At 71.8% G+C, this 17,099-nt stretch carries 13 protein-coding genes; 6 read left to right on the forward strand and 7 right to left on the reverse strand.

The annotated features are described in order from the left end of the window. Nucleotides 1-144: 144 nt before the first annotated feature. Nucleotides 145-1,083: a TauD/TfdA dioxygenase family protein gene (locus tag IH09_RS09375; RefSeq protein ID WP_052855667.1), complete on the forward strand. Its 939-nt coding sequence runs from the start codon at nucleotides 145-147 to the stop codon at nucleotides 1,081-1,083. Nucleotides 1,084-1,322: 239 nt separating this feature from the next. Here IH09_RS09375 and IH09_RS09380 read toward each other — a convergent pair whose 3' ends face one another. After that, nucleotides 1,323-2,183 (reverse strand): ArsR/SmtB family transcription factor, encoded by an 861-nt coding sequence (locus IH09_RS09380; protein ID WP_052855668.1) that lies wholly within the window; start codon nucleotides 2,181-2,183, stop codon nucleotides 1,323-1,325. Between the two features lie 791 nt (nucleotides 2,184-2,974). On the opposite strand from IH09_RS09380, the gene IH09_RS09385 reads away from it, so the two are divergent. Continuing rightward, the gene (locus IH09_RS09385; RefSeq protein WP_052855795.1) at nucleotides 2,975-3,154 is read left to right on the forward strand and encodes a hypothetical protein; all 180 of its coding nucleotides are present in this window, start codon (nucleotides 2,975-2,977) and stop codon (nucleotides 3,152-3,154) included. A gap of 314 nt (nucleotides 3,155-3,468) precedes the next feature. Here IH09_RS09385 and ppdK read toward each other — a convergent pair whose 3' ends face one another. The 3 genes from ppdK to dusB form a co-directional block, all read right to left on the reverse strand. Further along, a complete protein-coding gene (gene ppdK / locus IH09_RS09390) occupies nucleotides 3,469-6,219 on the reverse strand; it encodes a pyruvate, phosphate dikinase (protein WP_052855669.1) in 2,751 nt (916 codons plus the stop codon). A gap of 517 nt (nucleotides 6,220-6,736) precedes the next feature. Beyond that, nucleotides 6,737-7,438 carry a type 1 glutamine amidotransferase gene (locus tag IH09_RS09395; RefSeq protein WP_240150883.1) on the reverse strand — a complete coding sequence of 234 codons (702 nt, stop codon included), beginning with the start codon at nucleotides 7,436-7,438 and terminating at the stop codon, nucleotides 6,737-6,739. A gap of 168 nt (nucleotides 7,439-7,606) precedes the next feature. Beyond that, nucleotides 7,607-8,734, reverse strand: a complete 1,128-nt coding sequence (gene dusB, locus IH09_RS09400) for a tRNA dihydrouridine synthase DusB (RefSeq protein WP_052855670.1) — start codon at nucleotides 8,732-8,734, stop codon at nucleotides 7,607-7,609. 178 nt (nucleotides 8,735-8,912) lie between these two features. Here dusB and IH09_RS09405 point away from each other — a divergent pair, with 178 nt between their 5' ends. Further along, nucleotides 8,913-10,370 (forward strand): MFS transporter, encoded by a 1,458-nt coding sequence (locus tag IH09_RS09405; protein WP_052855671.1) that lies wholly within the window; start codon nucleotides 8,913-8,915, stop codon nucleotides 10,368-10,370. A 108-nt stretch (nucleotides 10,371-10,478) separates the two neighbouring features. Here the strand turns inward: IH09_RS09405 and IH09_RS09410 are convergent, their stop codons facing one another. Then, complete coding sequence (locus IH09_RS09410; RefSeq protein WP_240150884.1) at nucleotides 10,479-11,546, reverse strand: helix-turn-helix transcriptional regulator; 1,068 nt, start codon at nucleotides 11,544-11,546, stop codon at nucleotides 10,479-10,481. A 102-nt stretch (nucleotides 11,547-11,648) separates the two neighbouring features. Here IH09_RS09410 and IH09_RS09415 point away from each other — a divergent pair, with 102 nt between their 5' ends. From IH09_RS09415 to IH09_RS09425, 3 genes are all read left to right on the forward strand, one after another. Next, complete coding sequence (locus IH09_RS09415; RefSeq protein ID WP_404827249.1) at nucleotides 11,649-13,136, forward strand: MFS transporter; 1,488 nt, start codon at nucleotides 11,649-11,651, stop codon at nucleotides 13,134-13,136. Between the two features lie 168 nt (nucleotides 13,137-13,304). Then, a complete protein-coding gene (locus IH09_RS09420; RefSeq protein WP_052855672.1) occupies nucleotides 13,305-14,309 on the forward strand; it encodes an aldo/keto reductase in 1,005 nt (334 codons plus the stop codon). A gap of 115 nt (nucleotides 14,310-14,424) precedes the next feature. Further along, a complete protein-coding gene (locus IH09_RS09425; RefSeq protein ID WP_052855673.1) occupies nucleotides 14,425-15,006 on the forward strand; it encodes a TetR family transcriptional regulator in 582 nt (193 codons plus the stop codon). Between the two features lie 193 nt (nucleotides 15,007-15,199). Here IH09_RS09425 and IH09_RS09430 read toward each other — a convergent pair whose 3' ends face one another. Both IH09_RS09430 and IH09_RS09435 read right to left on the reverse strand, forming a co-directional pair. Next, the gene (locus tag IH09_RS09430; RefSeq protein WP_052855799.1) at nucleotides 15,200-15,838 is read right to left on the reverse strand and encodes a response regulator; all 639 of its coding nucleotides are present in this window, start codon (nucleotides 15,836-15,838) and stop codon (nucleotides 15,200-15,202) included. A gap of 8 nt (nucleotides 15,839-15,846) precedes the next feature. Beyond that, nucleotides 15,847-17,061, reverse strand: coding sequence for a sensor histidine kinase (locus IH09_RS09435; protein ID WP_052855674.1), 1,215 nt, complete (start codon nucleotides 17,059-17,061; stop codon nucleotides 15,847-15,849). Between the last annotated feature and the right edge of the window lie 38 nt (nucleotides 17,062-17,099).

The following is a 17,099-nucleotide window of genomic DNA, read 5'->3' on the forward strand; positions in this document are numbered from 1 at the left end:
GCACCGCATCAGCGTGCTGTTCGCGATGCTCCGCGACGGCACCTTCTACGAACACCGAGCACCCCGCCTCGCTTGACGAAGGACATAGAGGCACCCCCCCGCTCCCTCCTTCCGCCCCTCTCCCCTCTCTTCCAGGAGGTCCCGTTGACAGTCATCGCCGGTCCCGCCGAATCCGTACTCCGCTCGTACCGCATACCCGCCGACGGCCTGTACGAGGGCCCGCGCGTCCTGCGCCGGACCCCCGACGGCTGGGAGGACCGGCCGTACGAACTGTTCGAGGTCGTACCGCAGGCCGCCACCATCGGGGCCGAGATCCGCGGTCTCGACCTGTCCCGCCCGGTGTCGGCGGCCCTGCGGGCGGAGCTGAACCGGGCGCTGCTGGAGTGGAAGGTGCTGTTCTTCCGCGGCCAGCATCTGACGTCCGGCGCGCAGCGCGAATTCGCGCGCAATTGGGGTGAGCTGGAGACCAATCCGTTGCTGGCGGCCGCCGACGCGGACGATGTCGTGCGTTTCGACAAGGCGGCGGGCGGAGTGCCCACGTTCGAGAATGTCTGGCATACGGATGTGACGTTCCGCGAACGCCCGGCACTGGGCGCGGTGTTGCAGCTGCGCGAGGTGCCGCCGGCCGGCGGGGACACGATGTGGGCCGATATGGCGGCGGCATACGACAATCTGGCGCCGGAAATCAAGGAGCGCATCGACGGGGCTCGCGCCGTGCACGACTATCTGCCGGGCTTCGCGCGCTTCTACTCCACCGCTCAACTAGCGCCATTTCAGGGGGAGTTACCGCCGGTGGAACATCCGGTGGTGCGGCGTCACCCGGAGACCGGGCGCCGGATGCTGTTCGTCAATGCCTCGTTCACGACCCGGATCGTGGGGATGGCGGAGGCCGAGAGCGACCGGCTGTTGCGGCTGTTGTACCAGCAGGCACAGGTGCCGGAGTTCCAGGTGCGGTTCCGGTGGCGGGCCGGGGACATCGCGTTCTGGGACAACCGCGCCACCCAGCACTACGCGGTGAACGACTACGCACCGCACCGCCGCGTCGCCGAGCGGGTCGCCATCGCGGGCGACCGCCCGTACTGATCGCCGTGCCGGTCACCGTGCCGGTCCCCGTACTGGCCGCTGGCCGCCGATCCCCGCACTGGCCGGCCTGCGGCTCGCCACTGGACTGATCGGTGGCCGCCGGCCGCTGCGCCGATCGGTGGCCGGCGCGCCGATCACTGACCGCGCGTACCGCCCGATGCCCGTCCGTAACGGGGACGCCCCCTCTGCCGTCCGCGCCGATCGTGCCCGCCCAGCCGCCTGCCCTTGGGCGCGCCCCGTCACCCCAGCCGCTCGTACGCCGCCGCTCCCGCTCCCGCCTCGGCCTCCGCCGGGTGGGCGCCGCGCAGCAGGGCCCGGCCCAGCGGGGTGAGCGTGTGCAGCACGGCATTGCCCTGGCGGAGGGTGAGCAGCAGACCGGCGTCGCGCAGTACGGTCGCGTGCTGGCTGGCGGAGGCCAGGGAGACATCGACGCGGCGGGCGAGTTCGCTGGTGGTGCAGCCGACGCCGATGCCCTGGAGGATCGCGGAGCGGGTCTGGCCGACGAGCCGGCCCAGCGAGCGCTCCGGCGGGGCGGGCGGCACGGCTCTGAGGGCCTGATGCTCGACGGGGTAGACGAGGACGGGCGTCAGGTCGGGGTCACGGTAGGTGACCGGCGTGCGGCGGCAGAAGTACGAGGGCAGGAGCAGCAGCCCCCGGCCGCGCAGATGGAGGTCGCGCTCCACCGGATAGTCGGCCTCCAGGACCGGTGGCCGCCAGCGCATCATCGGCGGGAGCGAGGCGAGCAGCCGGTCCGCGCCACCGTCCAGGAGGGCCCGGCCGCGGGCGGCGCGGTCGGCCTCGATACGGCCCTGGACGCGCGGCCAGTACGGGCCGACGGCCGCCTCGTAGTAGTGCCGGAGCGTGCCCGCGAGCCGGCCGAGCGGGCGGGTGTCGCCGTCGCCCATGGCCCGTAGCCAGGACGGGAGCGGGCGGGCGAGCGAGAGCCGGGCGAGGTCGCCGTGGAGCCGGGCGGCGGGCGTCTCGCGCAGGGCGGACAACGCGTCGTCCAACCCGAGGTGACCTTCAGGTGGCGTCAAGAAATCGGGAAAATACCCGCGCGTGGGAACGAGGGGTGCCAGCAGTCGCGTTTCGCCATTCAACTTACCGCGTGTTTCCGAACGCCATTTTCCGAACGCCGTATCGTCACGCCGATCGCGTAGTCGGTGAAAACTTAGGACCGTCTCCCAGAGCACATCGGGGCGCGTGGCGATACGCACACGGGCCAGATCGAGTCCACTGAAATGGACGCGTAACACCGAACCCCCACCCATGTTTTCCTCGGTCGACCCCCGGCATGCCTGAGTATGCACGCCAACACGGGTGGTCACCACGCCCTTTTGGCCAGACTTGAAAAGGGTCGCGCCACCGGGTGGGCGGCAGGAATGCTGTACTCAATTCGACGGCGATGCGAACGGAACGGATTGCTCGATCCCGTGGGGGGTGATGAGCAAATAACCGACCGCTCAGCATTTCCGTGGAAGGCCGCCTTCCCTCGCCGACGGGGGTGGCGGCAGCTCCCGAGGGGGGAGTTCGGAGAAAAGCGAGGGCGGCACCTCCGCACGGGTGCCGCCCTCGCCCGCGTTCACCTGCGGGGCAGCCCGCCCGGCGGGCGCAGGGCCGTTCGGCCCACACGATCACACGACAGGGGCGCCACACGCCCCGGCCGATCCCGGCAGCACGGCGCCGCCCTGCCCCGCCGCACCCCGCCCCGATCCGGGCCTGCGCACCGATCGAGCACAGTCCGTCACCGAACGACGGCGCCCACCGCCCGCCCATCCGGCGATATGCCCCATACAACACTTTTGCTTTCTTTTAAGGTGATAGAGAATGGTATGCACAGCGCTGGAGCCCTGCGAATGAGGGCACGCTGCCTTCGATGAAGGTGGGTGTGATGACCGACTCCGACGACGATTTCTACTCCCGTGACCGGCCGGCTGACGCCCGGCTCCCCGAGGACCGGCCCCGCGGCGGCGGCACCGACAACCCCGAAGGCGGTTTCCGCTTCCTCTGGGTGACCGTCCTCGTCATCTTCATCCTCGTCGCCATCTTCGCGGTGTTCATGCTTCCGTGACCTGGGCGGCGGACGCCGACGCGCGGGTGGCGGGCGCCGACCCGGGCGGCGGACGAGGCCCATGGCGATCGGATGGCGGATACGGGCGGCTTCGGCATGCCCGGAGAAGGCTCCGAATGCCCACGCAGTCCCGACCGCGCCCGCGGCCCGTCCCCAGGCGAACGGCAAAACCGAGGGCGGCACCTCCGCACAGGTGCCGCCCTCGTGGGGTGCCGTAGCCGGCGGCGAGGCTGAGGGATGGGGGCCTGGCCGGCGGCTCCGGGGGTTTTCGGGGTGGTGCGGGCGCCGGGCGCGCCCGCGGGCCCCGCGGTGGGTCAGCGGCTGTCGCTCCCCTTGGACTCGGCGGCGGCGCGGCCCGCCTCCAGGCGGGCGACCGGGATGCGGAACGGCGAGCAGGAGACGTAGTCCAGGCCCACCTCGTGGAAGAAGTGCACCGACTCCGGGTCGCCGCCGTGCTCACCGCAGACGCCGAGCTTGAGGTCGGGGCGGGTGGCCCGGCCCGCGGCGGCGGCGCTGCGTACCAGTGAGCCCACGCCGTCCTTGTCGATGGTCTCGAACGGGCTGACGCCGAAGATGCCCTTCTCCAGGTACGCGGTGAAGAAGCTGGCCTCCACGTCGTCCCGGGAGAAGCCCCACACCGTCTGGGTGAGGTCGTTGGTGCCGAAGGAGAAGAAGTCGGCGGACTCGGCGATCTGACCGGCCGTCAGGGCGGCCCGGGGCAGTTCGATCATCGTGCCGAGGGTGAGCTTGAGGCTGATACCGCGGGACCTTTCGACCTCGGCGATGACCCGCTCGGCCTCGTCCCGGACGATCTCCAGCTCCTGGACGGTGCCCACCAGCGGAATCATGATCTCCGCGCGCGGGTCGCCCTTGGCGTTCTTGCGCTCGGCGGCGGCCTCGGCGATGGCCCGGACCTGCATCGCGAACAGGCCGGGGATGACCAGGCCGAGACGGACGCCGCGCAGTCCGAGCATCGGGTTCTGCTCGTGCAGCTTGTGCACGGCCTGGAGCAGCCGGAGATCGTTCTCGTTGGGGTCCTTGCGGGACTCGGCGAGCGCGACCCGTACCGACAACTCGGTGATGTCGGGCAGGAATTCGTGCAGCGGCGGGTCCAGCAGCCGTACCGTCACCGGCAGTCCGTCCATCGCCTCGAACAGCTCGATGAAGTCCGCCTTCTGGAGCGGCAGCAGATCGCCGAGGGCGGCCTCCCGGTCGGCGTCGGTGTGGGCCAGGATGAGCCGCTCGACCATCTCGCGGCGTTCGCCGAGGAACATGTGCTCGGTGCGGCACAGACCGATGCCCTGGGCACCGAACCGGCGGGCGCGCGCGGCGTCCTCGGCGTTGTCGGCGTTGGCCCGCACCCGCAGCCGGCGCACCCGGTCCGCGTACGCCATGATGCGGTGGACGGCCTTGACCAGTTCGTCCGCGTCGTCGGCGCCGGCGTGCATCCGGCCCTCGAAGTACTCGACGACGGGGGACGGCACGACCGGCACCTCACCGGCGTAGACCTTCCCGGAGGAGCCGTCGATGGAGACGACGTCGCCCTCCTCGATGACGGTCCCGTCCGATGTGGTCAGCCGGCGCCGCTTGGTGTCGACCTCCAGTTCCTCGGCGCCGCAGACGCAGGTCTTGCCCATGCCGCGGGCGACGACGGCGGCGTGCGAGGTCTTACCGCCGCGGGAGGTGAGGATGCCCTCGGCGGCGATCATGCCGTTCAGGTCGTCCGGGTTGGTCTCCCGGCGGATGAGGATGACCTTCTCGCCGGACCGGGACCATTTGACGGCGGTGTACGAGTCGAAGACGGCCTTGCCGACCGCCGCGCCCGGGGAGGCGGCGATGCCGCGCCCGATCATCTCGGCCTTCGCGTCCAGGTCGAAGCGGGGGAACATCAGCTGCGCCAACTGTGCGCCGTTGACCCGTTGCAGGGCCTCCGCCTCGTCGATCAGGCCCTGGTCGACGAGCTGGGTGGCGATCCGGAAGGCGGCGCCCGCGGTGCGCTTGCCAACCCGGGTCTGGAGCATCCAGAGCTTGCCGCGCTCGATGGTGAACTCGATGTCGCACAGGTCCCGGTAGTGCGTTTCGAGCGTCTCCATGATCCGCATCAGCTCGTCGTACGCCGGTTTGTCGATGCCTTCGAGATCGGCGAGCGGCACGGTGTTGCGGATGCCGGCGACGACGTCCTCGCCCTGCGCGTTCTGCAAGTAGTCGCCGTAGACGCCCTGCTGGCCGCTGGCCGGGTCGCGGGTGAAGGCGACACCGGTGCCGCCGCCCAGGGACGTCGCGGTGGGGCCGAGGTTGCCGAAGACCATCGAGCAGATGTTGACCGCGGTACCGAGGTCGCCGGGGATGCGCTCCTGGCGGCGGTAGAGCTTGGCGCGGTCGGTGTGCCACGAGTCGAAGACCGCGCGCACGGCGAGGTCCATCTGCACGCGCGGGTCCTGCGGGAAGTCCCGGCCGGTCTCCTTGGCGACGATGTCCTTGAACACACCGACCAGCGCCCGCAGATCGGCCGCGTCCAGTTCGACGTCGACGCTGACGCCCTTGGCCCGCTTGGCCTCCTCCAGCGCCTCCTCGAAGAGCTCGCCGTCCACGTCCAGCACGGTCTTGCCGAACATCTGGATGAGGCGGCGGTAGGAGTCCCAGGCGAACCGCTCGTCGCCGGCCTGCGCCGCGAGACCCACGACCGACGCGTCGGAGAGGCCGATGTTCAGGACGGTGTCCATCATGCCGGGCATCGAGAACTTCGCGCCCGAGCGGACCGATACGAGCAGCGGGTCGTCGGCCTGGCCGAGCTTCTTGCCCATCCTGTTCTCAAGGGCGTCGAGGTGCTCCGAGACCTCGGCACGCAGTGCCGCGGGTTCCGTTCCGGTGTCGAGGTAGACCTTGCACGCTTCAGTGGTGATCGTGAAGCCGGGCGGGACGGGAAGCCCCAGGTTGGTCATCTCGGCGAGGTTGGCGCCTTTGCCGCCGAGGAGGTCCTTGAGGTCCTTGTTGCCCTCGGTGAAGTCGTAGACGAACTTCGCGGGCGCAGGCTGGGTGACGTGGGGATCTTGGGTTTCCGGCACGGGACCGACTCCTCGTTGGGGGTACCCCCGGACGGCGTTGGGGGAGGCTGCCCTGACGGCGAGGAACATACCCAGATCGAAGGCGTCTGGGTACGTCCACTTGGTCGACATGCGTGCGTAACCGGCTATCCGCCAGCAGATCGAAAATGCCGTCCCGTTGATCAGTGCATTCACTACCCGAACACACCACGCGGGACGGCAGCCGGAACGGGCCCAATGTGCTACTTACCGCTACCAAACGTCACTGTATGCAGTGAATGACTTGATCAGTCGAACAAACAGCAGATGGCACCCAGTGCCATCGTTGGAGAGGTGGAGCCCTTCAATGAATGCTCATCTGAGCGCACCCCTTATCAAGGGTGGCGAGAATCACGCGCTCGGGAGGCGTCCGATCCCGCCATCCGGACGGTCGCCGGGGCTGCCGGACGCGGGCGATAACGGTGGCGCGGCCGCCGCGCACCTGCTCTCCTCCGCCGTGCGCCCCGGCACCGTCGCCTCCCGACCCGGCGCCGTAGTCTCACACCTCGGCGACCCGGTCGAGGAACGCGTCCACCAGGGCGCGCGCCCGTTCCCGTACCGCCGGCAGCTCGGCGCGCAGCTCGGCGACGAGGCGGTCCGGGTCCGCGGCTACCTCGGCCGGTATCACGGCACCGGCCTGGTCGAACCAGGTCCGCAGCACCTCGGGCGTCAGCTCCGGATGGAACTGCACGCCAAGTGAGCGGCCCAGGACGAACGCCTGCGAGGCGACCTCGTTGCGGGCCAGCTCCCGGGCGCCCCGTGGCAGCCGCCAGCGATCGCCGTGGAACTGGAACCACGGCCCCGGGCCCACCAGTTCCGGCTCGTCGGCCTCGATACGGCTCCAGCCCAGCTCGAAGCGCGGCGCCCGCTCCGTGCGGCCACCGAGCGCCGTGGCCAGCGCCTGACCGCCGAAACAGATGCCCAGTACGGGTATGCCGGCCTCGTGCGCGGTGCGCAGCAGCGCCAGTTCCGCGCGCATCCAGCCGGTTGTCCGGGTCAGCGACCACGGAGCGCCGAGGGTCAGAATCAAGCCATAGTTCGTGGGCGGCGGGAACACCACGTCCACGTCCGGGGTCGTGTACCGCTCGGCGGGCACCACGAGCAGTTCGTCGAGCGCGTAGCCCCGCTCGGCCAGCCGCTCGCCGACGCGGCCCGTGGTGGACATGTGGTCATGGACGATGACCAGGGCGCGCACGGCCATCACTCCCCTCCCGATCACGCGAACCGGGGCCGCCCCCGGCCGCACATCGATCACCTGTGCGCCCTGCGGACGCGGCCCTCAGCATCGCCGATCCCGCCCCGGCGCGCAGCAGACTTCCGCCGAGGAGACCTCCGGCGCCCGTCGGGGAGAGCGGGGCACCGCCGGCCGTCAGCCGCCCGACGTGTCCAGCTCCGCGTCCGCGCCCACGCCCGCGCAGTCGTACGGGTCGTCCAGCCAGCCGTCCGGGAGGACCACCCGGTCGCGGCCCGAGGTGCGCCCGCGCGGGCCGTCCGCGCCCACCGGCCACGGCTGGTCGAGGTCCAGCTCCGACAGCAGAGCGTCCAGCTGGTCGAGCGAAGAGGTGATCGCGAGGTTCCGGCGCATCTCGGAACCGATCGAGAAGCCCTTGGTGTACCAGGCGACGTGCTTACGGAAGTCGATCACGCCGCGCGCCTCGTCCCCCAGCCACTCCCCCAGCAGCGTCGCATGCCGCAGCATCACGGCCGCGACCTCCTTGAACGTCGGCTGTGCGGCGGTGCCGGTGCCCTCGAAGGCGGCCACCAGATCGCCGAAGAGCCACGGCCGGCCCAGGCAGCCGCGCCCCACGACCACGCCGTCGCAGCCGGTCTCGCGCATCATCCGCACCGCATCGTCGGCCGACCAGATGTCGCCGTTGCCGAGCACCGGGAGCTCCGGGACGTGCTCCTTCAACCGGGCGATGGCGTCCCAGTCGGCGGTGCCGCTGTAGTGCTGGGCCGCCGTCCGCCCGTGCAGCGCGATGGCGCTCACGCCTTCCTCGGCCGCGATCCGGCCCGCGTCGAGGTAGGTGAGGTGGCCGTCGTCGATGCCCTTGCGCATCTTCATCGTGACCGGCAGCGCACCCGCGTTCGCCACCGCCTCGCGCAGGATCGCGCGCAGCAGGTTCCGCTTGTAGGGCAGCGCGGAGCCGCCGCCCTTCCGGGTCACCTTGGGGACCGGGCAGCCGAAGTTCAGGTCGATGTGATCGGCCAGGTCCTCGTCCGCGATCATGCGGACGGCCTTGCCGACGGTGTCCGGATCGACGCCGTACAGCTGGATCGAGCGCGGCTTCTCGGTCGCGTCGAAGTGGATCAGCTGCATGGTCTTCTCGTTCCGCTCGACCAGCGCCCGCGTCGTGATCATCTCGCTGACGAACAGGCCCTTGCCGCCGCTGAACTCCCGGCAGAGCGTCCGGAACGGAGCGTTGGTGATCCCGGCCATCGGCGCGAGCACCACGGGCGGCTGCACCGTGTGCGGACCGATCTGGAGCAGAGTCATGGGAGGCGGATTCCTTCGACGGGCGGATGAGCGGACGGGGCCGGCGGGCCGGACTCGGCCGGGCGGCGCGGCGGGGGCGGAGCCCCGGGGCGCACGACCGGCCCGACCCCCCATTGTCCCGCACGGCGCGACCGGATCCGCCGGGGCCCGTGGTCCCGGATCGTTGTAGCGTTCATCCATGCCTGAGCTCAGCCGCCGACGGCGTCTGCTCGTGCTGGCGATCTGCTGCATGAGCCTGCTGATCGTCAGCCTCGACAACACCGTCCTCAACGTCGCCCTGCCGTCGATCCAGAAGGAACTGCACGCCTCGGTCTCCGGCCTGCAATGGACGATCGACGCCTACACGCTGGTCCTGGCGTCGCTGCTGATGCTGTCCGGCTCGACCGCCGACCGGCTCGGCCGGCGCCGGGTCTTCATGGTCGGCCTGATCGTCTTCTCGCTCGGCTCGCTGCTGTGCAGCCTCGCGCCCAGCCTGGAGTGGCTGGTGATCTTCCGGATGATGCAGGCGGTCGGCGGCTCGATGCTCAACCCCGTCGCGATGTCGATCATCACCAACACCTTCACCGATCCCCGCGCACGGGCCCGCGCCATCGGGGTGTGGGGCGGTGTGGTCGGCATCAGCATGGCGGCCGGGCCGATCGTCGGCGGGCTGCTGGTGCAGACCATCGGTTGGCGGTCGATCTTCTGGATCAACGTCCCGATCGGCGCCCTCGCGCTCTTCCTGACGCTGCGCTACGTCCCGGAGTCGCGCGCCCCCAAGCCGCGTCGCGTCGACCCGGTCGGGCAGCTGCTGGTCATAGGGCTGCTCGGCACGGTGACGTACGCGATCATCGAGGCGCCGGACGCCGGTCTGGACTCGCCCGTGATCATCACCGTCGCGCTGCTCGCGGCGGTCTGTCTGGCCTGCCTGATCCGGTACGAGCGCCGGCGCACGGAACCCCTGATCGATCTGCGCTTCTTCCACAGCGCGCCGTTCAGCGGCGCCACCGTCGTCGCGGTCGCCGCCTTCGCCTCGCTCGGCGGCTTCCTCTTCATGAACACCCTCTACCTGCAGAACGTCCGCGGGCTGTCCGCCCTGGGCGCCGGGCTCTACATGATCCCCATGGCCGGGATGACGCTGATCTTCGCGCCGGTGTCCGGGCGGCTGGTCGCCGGCGGCGGTCCGCGCCTGCCGCTGGTACTCGCGGGGGCCACGATGGGGATCAGCGGGGTGCTCTTCGCCGTGTTCGACGCCCAGGAGACCAACACCCTGCTGTTCACCGGCTACGTCCTGTTCGGCGTTGGCTTCGGCCTGGTCAACACGCCGATCACGAACACCGCGGTGTCGGGGATGCCCCTCGCCCAGGCCGGGGTGGCCGCCGCCGTCGCCTCCACCAGCCGGCAGGTCGGGCAGTCCCTGGGCGTCGCGGTGATCGGCGCGGTGCTGGCCAGCGGGATGGGCGCCGCCGCGACCGGCGGCGACTTCCTCAGGGCCGGCCGCCCCGCCTGGTGGATCATCACCGGCTGCGGCGGGCTCATCCTGCTGCTGGGCTTCCTGACCACCGGCCGCTGGGCCCGCGCCACGGCCCACCGCACGGCGGGCCTGTTCGACCAGGAGCCGCCGCACGGCCATACGCCGCAGAACGTGCGGTCCTGAGCGCTGCGGAGGACGGGCGCACCTGAGCGCCGCCGGGGTCGTACGGTTCCGGGGCCGTACGGCTCTCAGCGCTTACGGGTCCGTGCGGCCGTGAGCGCGGCGTACCCGTCACACCCCGGCGAGTGGCCGCTCTCCCTGCCGGGTCCGCGGCGGCTGCTCCGGCCCGGCCGTGTCCAGCTCCGCCAGCCGCACCAGCCGCTGCCGGGACTCCTCGTCGACCGGAGTGTAGGAGAGCAGCCTGGGGCCGGGGTTGGGGCCCGTCCAGAAGTTGGTGGCGACGAGCTGGAGGGTGCCCACCTGCGCATTGCGGAAGATCTTGGTCTTGCTCACCGACCGGACGACCTCGTGCCGTGCCCAGATCTCCCGGAACTCCGGCGACGCCTCCGTCAGCCGCGCGACCAGCGCCTTCCAGGCGGGCTCGGCAACATGCTCGGCCATCGACGCCCGGAACTTGGCGGCCATCACCCGCACCGTGGCATCCCGGTCGACCAGGCTCGCCCGCCACCCGGGGTGGGTGAACGCGAGCCACAGGCAGTTGCGGTCCTCCTCGGGCAGCGCGTCGAGATCGCAGAGCAGCCGCCCGTACGGCCGGTTGTAGGCGAGGATGTCGAACCGGCCGTTCTGTACGGCGGCGGGGAACGGTGAGAGCTGGTCCAGCACCTGCCGCATCGCGTGCGGCACACCGGTGCACTCGGTGTCCGGCAGCGGATCGGCCACCCCGGCCAGCACGAAGAGGTGATTGCGCTCGGCGCGGTCCATCAGCAGCGCGCGGGCGACCGCGTCCAGGACCTGCGGCGATACCTGGATATCGCGTGCCTGCTCGATCCACGTGTACCAGGTGACACCGACCGCCGCGAGATGCGCGACCTCCTCGCGGCGCAGCCCGGGGGTGCGCCGACGGCCGCCGCGTACCAGCCCGACCTGCTCGGGCGTGATCCGCTCCCGCCGGCTGCGCAGGAAGGCTGCGAGTTCGGCCCGCCGGACGGCGGCGTCGGCGGCGGCGCCGTCGCGGGCACCGGTACGTGGAGCAGCCGTGCGGGGAACATCGGTCCGCGGAGTCCCGGCAGGCCGGGCGTCGGCACGTGGCGCGTCGGTGGGCGGGGCCTCGGTACGGGGTCCGTGGCCCGGGGGCCGGTCCGCGGTGGGCACCTGCGTCATCCTTGCGTCCACGGTCATGCGCTCCAGGATGCCAAAGGCCCCATCCGGTTGCCAGGTAGCACGGGTACCAGGATAAGGAGACTCTGGTACCCCTCTGCGCGGCGGACGATCGTCGTCCCCGTGAGCGACAACCGCATTCCGACCCTCTCCCCGACCGCAGTGGCCACACCGGGCACACCTGCCGCGCCGCCCGCGCCGGTCGCGCCTGCCCCCGTCCGTTCCGCCACCGCCGTACTGACTCCGCTCGGCCTGCTGACCGTCCTGCTCGGCGCCGCGCTGCCCATGATCGACTTCTTTATCGTCAATGTGGCGCTGCCGACCATCGGCAGCGATCTGCACGCGGGCGCCGCCACCCTGGAGATGGTGGTGGCCGGTTACGGCGTCGCGTACGCCATGCTGCTCGTCCTCGGCGGCCGGCTCGGCGACATGGTCGGGCGCCGCCGCCTGTTCCTGTGGGGCCTGGCCGCCTTCGGTATCACCTCGCTCGCCTGCGGACTGGCGCCGGACGCCTGGACGCTGGTGGCCGCCCGGGTGGCCCAGGGCGCCGCGGCCGCGCTGCTGCTGCCGCAGGCGCTGGCCACCATCCAGGCCACGACCAGCGGCCGGCGCCGCGCGAAGGCGGTGAGCCTGTACGGCGGCACGGCCGGTATCTCCAGCGCCCTCGGCCAGGTACTCGGCGGGCTGCTGGTCTCGGCCGATCTGGCGGGCACCGGCTGGCGCGCGGTCTTCCTGGTGAACGTCCCGATCGCCGCCGCGGCCTGGCTGCTGGCCGCCCGTACGGTCCCCGAGACCCGCTCCCCGCACCCCACGCGGGTGGACGGCCCCGGCACCGTGCTGCTCGCCGCCACGCTGATCACCCTGCTACTGCCGCTGACCGAGGGCCGGGCGGCGGGCTGGCCGCTGTGGTCCTGGCTGCTGCTCGCCGCCTTCCCGTTCGCGGCCGCCGCGTTCGCCGTCGTCGAGCGGCGGGCCGAACGCGCGGGCCGGACGCCGCTGCTCCCACCGTCCCTGCTGCGCATCCCGTCCGTGTACAGCGGCCTGTCCGTGATCGTGCCGTTCTCGGTGGGCTTCGGCGGCTTCATGTTCGTGGTGGCCGTCGCCCTGCAAACCGGCCTCCACTACGGCCCGTTCGCCGCCGGGCTGGCGCTGCTGCCGCTCTGCCTGACGTTCTTCCTCGCCTCGCTGGCCGGCCCGCGGCTGGTGCAGCGCTTCGGGCGGCGGGTGGTGACGGCCGGTTCGCTGATCCAGGCGGCCGGACTGGCCGGGCTGGCACTCACCGTTCACGCGGGCTGGCCCGGTGTGTCGGTGGCCGGTCTCGCGCCGAGCATGGCGGTGCTGGGCCTGGGCCAGGGCATGGTGCTGCCGGTGCTGCTGCGCATCGTGCTCAGTGAGTTGCCGGTGGCGCAGGCCGGGGTGGGCGGCGGCGTCATGGTCACCACCCAGCAGTCCGGTCTCGCCCTCGGTGTGGCCACCCTCGGCACCCTCTTCCTCTCCCTCCTGCCGACCCTGGGCACCCGCGACGCGCTGCTCGCGGCCCTGCTGACGCAACTGGCCCTGGTCCTGGGCACCACGGCGCTCACCTTCCGCCTGCCGCGCACCTTGCGCTGACGAGGAGCGGGGGACGGGAGCGGGCGGTCGGGTCGAGTCGGATCGGATCGGTCCCGCCGGTCACGACATGACGACTGACAGATATTGAAATCTGTCAGTCGTCATGTCATGCTGAATGCACGCCACCACGCGCCTTCCTTTCCCCCTTCCTTCCTTGAGGAGCACCCCGTGCAGACCCGCACCCTCGGCACCACCGGCCCGCAGACCTCCGTCCTCGGTCTCGGCTGCATGGGCATGTCCGCCCTGTACGGCGACACCGACCGCGCCGAATCCATCGCCACCCTCCACGCCGCCCTCGAAGCGGGCGTCACCCTCCTCGACACCGGCGACTTCTACGGCATGGGCCATAACGAGCTGCTGATCGGCGAGGCCCTGCGCGGTGTCCCCGCCGCCACCCGCGAAAAGGCCCTGATCAGCGTCAAGTTCGGCGCGCTGCGCACCGTCGAAGGCGCCTTCTCCGGCTATGACGGCCGCCCCGAAGCCGTCAAGAACTTCGCCGCGTACTCCCTCCAGCGCCTGGGCACCGACCACATCGACATCTACCGCATCGCCCGTCTCGACCCGGCGGTGCCGATCGAGGAGACGGTCGGCGCCATCGCCGAGCTGGTCGAGGCCGGCCATGTCCGGCACATCGGCCTCTCCGAGGTCGGCGCCGACTCGCTGCGCCGGGCGGCGGCCGTCGCCCCGATCTCCGACCTCCAGATCGAGTACTCCCTCATCTCCCGCGGTATCGAGGACGAGATCCTGCCCACCGCCCGCGAGCTGGGCATCGGCATCACCGCGTACGGCGTCCTCGCCCGCGGCCTGATCAGCGGCCACTGGCAGCGCGGCCGCACGCTCGCCGCGAACGACTTCCGCGGGATGTCCCCGCGCTTCCAGGGCGAGAATCTCGACCACAACCTCGACCTGGTGGACGCGCTGCGCGAGATCGCCGAGCAGAAGGGCGTCTCGGTCGCCCAGACCTCCATCGCCTGGGTGCTCTCCCGCGGCGAGGACATCGTCCCGCTGATCGGCGCCCGCCGCCGCGACCGCCTGGCCGAGGCGCTCGGCGCCATGGAGATCACGCTGGACGCCGACGACCTGGCCGCGATCGAGCGCGCGGTACCGGCCGGTGCCGCCGCCGGCGACCGCTATCCGGCCGAGCAGATGGCCCGCCTGGACAGCGAGCGCTGACCCCCGGGGCGCGCGTCGGGCCCGCCGGGTACGGTCCCTACGTACCTGGCGTACGTCCGCCCGGGTGACCCGCCCGGCGCCCCGCCCGCTCCTCCCCGAAAGGCCGGCCCGTCCCATGCCCCCCGAGACCCTGACCCCCGAGCGCATCCTCGAAGCCACCGAGGAGGTGCTGCGCCGCTACGGCCCGGCCAAGGCCACGGTCGTCGATGTGGCGCGCGCCCTGGGCGTCAGTCACGGCAGCGTCTACCGCCACTTCCGCACGAAGGCGGCGCTGCGGGATGCGGTCACGGAGCGCTGGCTGGACCGTACGAGCGAGCAGCTGAAGACCATCGTCGCGGAGGACGGCCCGGCCCCGGAGCGGCTGGACCGCTGGCTCACCGCCCTCTTCGAGGCCAAACGCCACAAGGCGGGCGACGACCCCGAGCTGTTCGCCACGTACATGACCCTGATCGGCGAGAGCGGCGGCGTGGTGGACCGGCATGTCTCCGATCTGGAGGCCCAGCTCACCACCCTCATCGAGGCCGGTGTCACCCAGGGCGCCTTCACCGCCCCCTCCCCCGCCACCACGGCCCGAGCCGTCTTCGACGCCACCGGCCGTTTCCACGATCCGGGGTACGCCCCCGAATGGTCCCGTCCCGGGATCACCGCCGACTTCGACGCCGTCCGCGACCTGATCCTCCGCGGCCTGCACGCCTGACGGTCCCGCCCGCCACAACCACCCACCGCCCACGACCACCGTCACAGCCGCCCCAGCCACCCACCGCCGCCACGACCGGACCGCGCCATGCCGAGCCTCGGGGCCGCTGTGCCACCCGACCGCCCGGCCGCCCTGCCACCCGGCCGCCGTGCCACCCGGCCGCCGTGCCACCCGACCGCCGTGCGGCGCGGTCTCAGCCGCCGACGCCCAGGAAGTGGAGCACGGCCAGCACCCGCCGGTGGTCGGCGTCGGCCTTCGGCAGGTCCAGTTTGGCGAGGATGCTGTTGATGTGCTTGGCCACCGCGCTCTCGCTGACGACCAGTTGGGCGGCGATGCCCGCGTTGGACCGGCCCTCCGCCATGAGGGCCAGGACCTCCCGCTCGCGTCCGGTCAGCCGCTCCAGCGGGTCGCTCGCCCGCCGCACCAGCAACTGCGCGACCACCTGCGGGTCCAGCGCCGTACCGCCGGCCGCGACCCGGCGCAGCGCCTCGATGAACTCCTCGACGTCCGCGACCCGTTGCTTGAGCAGGTAGCCCACGCCGCCGGTGTTCGCCGCCAGCAGATCGGCCGCGTACCGCTCCTCGACGTACTGGGACAGCAGCAGCACCGCCGTCGCCGGCCACTCCCGCCGGATCGCCAGCGCCGCCCGCACCCCCTCGTCCGTGAAGTCGGGCGGCATCCGGACGTCCACCACCGCGACGTCCGGCCGGTGCGCCGCGACCGCCGTCAACAGCCCCTGCGCGTCCCCCGCTTCGGCCGCCACCTCGAAGCCGGCCATCTCCACCACCTTGACCAGCCCGATCCGCAGCAGCACGGAGTCCTCCGCGATCACGGCACGCTTCACATCGGGCACGGCAGCTCCACGCTCATCATCGTCGGACCCCCCACAGGGCTGCTCATCCAGAACGTTCCGTCCACCGACCGGACCCGCTGGACGAGGCCCCGCAGACCGGTCCCCCGGGCCGGATCGGCGCCGCCCATTCCGTCGTCGGCAATCACCACCCGCAGTATCCCGCCCAGCCGGGTGACCGTCACGTCGGCCCGGGTCGCCTCCCGCGCGTGCTTGGCGACATTCGTCAGCGCCTCCGAGACGACGAAGTACGCGACCCCCTCGACGGCCGTCCCCGCCCGCTCCGGCAGATCGACCCGGAGCCGCACGGGCAGCGGCGCGCGGGCCGCGAGCCCTGACAGCGCCGCGTCCAGACCGAGTTCGTCCAGGACCGCCGGGTGCAGACCGCGCACGAGGCTGTTCAGCTCCTCGATCGCCTCCTTCGCCTCGCGGTGCGCCGCCTCGATGGCCTCCCGGGCCGCCGGCGACAGATCGGTGAGGGTGGCCTTGGCCAGCCCCAGGTTCAGCGCGAGGGAGACCAGCCGCTGCTGCGCGCCGTCGTGCAGATCGCGCTCGATGCGGCGGCGCTCCGCGTCCGCCGCGTCCACCGCACCGGCCCGGCTCTCGGTGAGGTCCTCGACCCGCTGCGCCAGTTCATCGGCCCAGCTGACGCCGAGCACCGCCCGGCCGACGATGTTCTCCAGCCGTACCAGCCCGGCGGCCAGCGCGGGCACCGCGGCCAGCGCCGCCAGCCCCAGCAGGGTGACGAGCGTGGCCCGGGTCGCGTAGCCGGGATGCTCGATCCGCCACTGCCACGGAATCGCCCAGATCCACACCAGTATCAGCACCGCCGCCAGCCCCGCCGCCGCCAGTGCGAGCAGCAGGGCTTCGAGCACCCCGAGCAGCGGGCCGACCAGCCAGTTGTAGCCGAACTGCCGCTTTTTCTCGGTGAACCGCAGCCGCGGCAGATCCACCCCGCACAGCGCCCGGAACCGCCATCGCTGCGTCTCGGTCAGCCCGTACCCGGCGACGACCAGCAGCGCCAGGGGGGCGGGCAGTATCGCCGGGGCGTTGGACGAGGTGGCCGCCAGCGTCCTGGCCAGCAAGATCCCCGCCCAGGTGAACAGCAGTGGTGAGACGAGGTGCAGCGGCACCCCGGCGGCGATGAAGAGGATGTCGCGCCGCAGCCGGGCGAGGGCACGGCGCAGCCGGGGTGGAATGGTCATGATCAGACGATAGGCGGCGGTGCGCCGGGGCCACCATG

This window comes from Streptomyces celluloflavus (assembly GCA_000720995.1).
Lineage (GTDB): Bacteria > Actinomycetota > Actinomycetes > Streptomycetales > Streptomycetaceae > Streptomyces > Streptomyces celluloflavus.